The sequence below is a fragment of the Bradyrhizobium sp. AS23.2 genome (assembly GCF_001908185.1).
Taxonomy (GTDB): domain Bacteria; phylum Pseudomonadota; class Alphaproteobacteria; order Rhizobiales; family Xanthobacteraceae; genus Bradyrhizobium.
The window spans coordinates 1-3581 of record NZ_LGHM01000280.1; the positions used below are offsets into that span (position 1 = coordinate 1).

Genomic DNA, 3581 nt, shown 5'->3' on the forward strand with positions numbered 1-3581 from the left:
ATATCGCCTCTGAAGTAATGGTTAAGGATCGCAAAATTCCATCATCAATGGACGACGCCAATCTCGAAAGAAACAAGTGCACAATGACCGCTTCTGGCCCACATGGGAAGTCCGGATCGGCTTTCGCGTTGTCCGGTTATCGGGATTAGACCGGAAGCGGCTGGCCGAGCGTCCGACCGGCGCGATTGACCCAAGGCGGACATGGCCCAAACAATCGATATATTTTGAGTTACGTTCTTAAGTCCACCGAAGTGGAGCTCCGCGTATCGGTTTGGGGATAAGTTAACGTAGTCGGAAGCGACGGTGGCCCATGTCTCGCGGCTCTCCCGCGAAAAGACCCTCTCTGGCTGACAAATTTGCGCTGTGGCTTTCGAAAAGCCGCACGATCGATGGCCTTTGGATCGGGAGTGCCCGATCAGACAATCCCGAGCTAGATCTGCAACGCGTTGAAGCCGCGCTCCAGCTGATCGAGCGCTTCGCTCCACTTCACTACCGACGTGTCAAGAATAACCTGTCTCGAATCTGGGTGCAGCTAGTTCCGCATGGAGCCGGCTGCTATCTGCATTCCTTGAACGCCTGCTTGCTCGACGAACGTGTCGTCGCTTCTGAGACCACAACGCTCGAATGGATCGCATCGGCTATCGTACATGAGGCGACCCATGCAAGGCTGGAGAAGCGGGGTATCCGCTACGACGAAGCGGTCCGCCATCGGATCGAACGGATTTGCGCTCGAAGAGAACTGGATTTTGCTCGGCATCTGTCAGGCGTCGACGCCTTGCTAGAAGCGATCAATTGGAGGCTCGTCCGGTGCAATGAAAACAATGCATCCTATACCGACCAAAACATGTGGGAGGAAATAGATCACGGCAACGCGGACATACTCCGTCATCTGGGAACGCCAGAATGGGTCATAGCTCTGGTGTTTAGGACGAGAAATCTAGTCGTTGGGATTCGCCGCTTCACACGACGCATAGCCGGTTCTTCTGTTCAATGATCACGTAGCCCGGGATGACCGCTCTTGGCCCGTAGCTGAAGGTCCATTTGCCCATCGATACGTCGGCTCACCGGGATAGAGCGGACATCCTGCGCGATCGTTGGCGACCGCTTCCGCCCTGACTTCCCTGAAGTCGAAGCCTGGCATCATCAGTCTGATCCCCGGAGCCGCCGTCGCAGGCGACCCGCGGCAACGGCGCGCGCAGCACGTAAGGGCGAAGAGCGAAGCGTCCCTTGCGGGCGAGCACGACGGTGCCAAGGAAGAGCCGAAGACGAAGGCTCTCGGGGCAGACGTCCTGATCCCTGGTGAGCCCGAGCAATTTCGATCGAAAACGATATTCCGACTTGCGTGAAGTCGGCATATGGTTGGGAAATATGCCGCCAGCTAAGTGCCTCTACATACACACGAAAGTTTTCGCATCAATAATATAATTGCGGTTCTACAACCGGCTGTTCTTGATATTCCGACTTGTTGTTGTTCGGAATCGGCGTCGTCAGCGTCAGTGCGGAGCGCATTAATGACGGCCGGCGAGCGATGGTCCTTGGGATCGAGAACGCCGACGGTGTGCATTAGCTCCTGGACAGCGACGCTGGAATGGTTGGCCTGTCGTGTGGCAATCAACATGTCAAGCAAGTCGGGTGCGCGGCCCTGCACCTGGTCGATATACACGCAGGTATCGAGCAGGAGCGCCTGGCCTCCGATGCGATCCTCGCGGAGGAACGGGAGATCACTATCTTGCCGGCGCGCCAGTGTCTTTTGCGGATCAAACCGGCGGCTGCTGCTTCTTGCTGCCCCTATAAGTTCGTCCCCTAATCGGGGCAAAGTAGGTCCCCTCGGCCGAACACACACAAAACCCCGCCGGCGACGGCGGGATTTTTCTCTTCGCTGTTCTCAGACGAGTGGCGCTCTACGAGAGGGTCTCGGATTCGCTGATGGACGCAATCTCCCGGAAGCGACCGGTCGCGAAGATCACCAGATTCGGCACGCTCTTCCGAGGTGTCACCCTCGGAAACATGGTGCAATAAGAGTCGGCCGATCAACGAGGAGTATGGTCGCTTCTTATGATCTGGAGACGCGGTCGAGGTCTCACATCGAGCGTGTCGTAAATCTCGTTCAGCGAGATGGACGTGCCCAGCGTCGGAAGTGGAATGGCGATGTCAAATTCCTCGAACTTTTCCTCGGTCCACTTTCCGTCTTCTTGCCGTCGGTGAACCTTAACGAGCGCAATCTCGGACTCGATCTGGATAACCGTGTCGACGCTCTTCAAATCTTGGTATTCGCGCAGCTTGTCTCCGTAGTCGAAGACGGCGGTGCCCGGCGAGGAGACTTCGACGATCAGGGTCGGATTGGAGGCCGTCATTGCGGCTGCATTGGGCGGCCCACAATCCACCACTACGTCGGGATATCGGATCGTATCCGGACCGGTCTGGACGGCCGTGTCGCTCGACGTGGTACGACACCCCTTCTTCTTCCCGGCCGGAACGAAGGCGGTCTGGACGTTGCTGCAGATGACGTTGTGCCCTTCTTTGGCGCCGGCCATGGCATAGGCTACGCCGCCTACGAGCTCGTAGCGGACCTCGCTGCCTGAAATGGCATCGAAAAAATCGTCAATCGAGAGCTTTTCGTGCTCGGGAATGCCCATTGCAACATCCAGATCTTCGCCGCCTGTAATATAAACTGCTTGGTGCGATAGGAAAGCCCGCCCAGACACCCGAACCGGGTACGAGCCCGTAACAGTTACGCCCTGGATGGCGAAAATCACCCAAACAGCCCCATCGCGGGAAATGTGGTGACGCCGCAGATCCGGGGCAAATTCAGCCTAACCGTTCCCGTTAGCGAGTCCCGGTAATTGCGGCGCTCACCTTGGCGCTGGCCCTAGGTAAATTCGTCGCCAGGAAGATGGCTGTCGCAACGTAGACAGGCGCTTATCCAAGGGGACATACCTTACCCGGCGCCATCTGCCAGCGGCTCAATGCGCTGAATCCAGCGCTCGCGGATTTCAATGATTTGGAGAGGGGACAGCGGACACACTTTGCCCGTGGCCGCAACCAGTTCGCCGATTGTGAGCCCCCGGAATCTCATATTCTGACTTGTTGTTGATGCAAAAAGCCTCGCCTCATCGGCGGGGCTTTTCGTCTGCGCAGGTGTGTTGCCGAATTCAGGGGCGGTCAGCGGTCAGCCCTTGCCGGCGCGGCCCTCGAACAGGGAGCGCCGAAAGGCGTAGTCCTCATCGCTTTCGTCCGGGTCGCGCTGCAGTTCGTAATTCTCCAATGAGAACGGCGGCAAGGCATAGTTCTCTTCCAGGTCCTCTGTATCGGCCGATAGGGCCGCGGCGAAACGTCTGCGAAGGGCGACACGCACCAGCTCGGCGACGTACGTTGACGCGTCCTTGCCTTCATCTGCTGCGGCAGCAGCCACGCGGGCGTAGAGCTCATCGTCGATCTGTATCGGAAACGGCATCACTCAGTCCCTTTCCGAATCTGATGTATCGTTTTCGAGTTGGATTGCGATCTCATCCAGCGTCCGGACGAGCTCGTGCGCTCTCTCCACTTCTCTGAGCTGCATTCGAATCAGCTCGTTGATGTAG

At 57.6% G+C, this 3581-nt stretch carries 3 protein-coding genes; 1 reads left to right on the top strand and 2 read right to left on the bottom strand.

Translation table 11 applies throughout. The features are described 5' to 3' along the window. Positions 1-310 precede the first annotated feature (310 nt). Positions 311-994: a hypothetical protein gene (locus AC630_RS44950; protein ID WP_143198721.1), complete on the top strand. Its 684-nt coding sequence runs from the start codon at positions 311-313 to the stop codon at positions 992-994. Between the two features lie 1036 nt (positions 995-2030). On the opposite strand, the gene AC630_RS41040 is transcribed toward AC630_RS44950, so the two are convergent. Both AC630_RS41040 and AC630_RS41045 read right to left on the bottom strand, forming a co-directional pair. Then, positions 2031-2636 (bottom strand): Uma2 family endonuclease, encoded by a 606-nt coding sequence (locus AC630_RS41040; protein WP_074124051.1) that lies wholly within the window; start codon positions 2634-2636, stop codon positions 2031-2033. A gap of 533 nt (positions 2637-3169) precedes the next feature. Beyond that, complete coding sequence (locus AC630_RS41045; RefSeq protein ID WP_143198722.1) at positions 3170-3454, bottom strand: hypothetical protein; 285 nt, start codon at positions 3452-3454, stop codon at positions 3170-3172. Positions 3455-3581 lie beyond the last annotated feature (127 nt).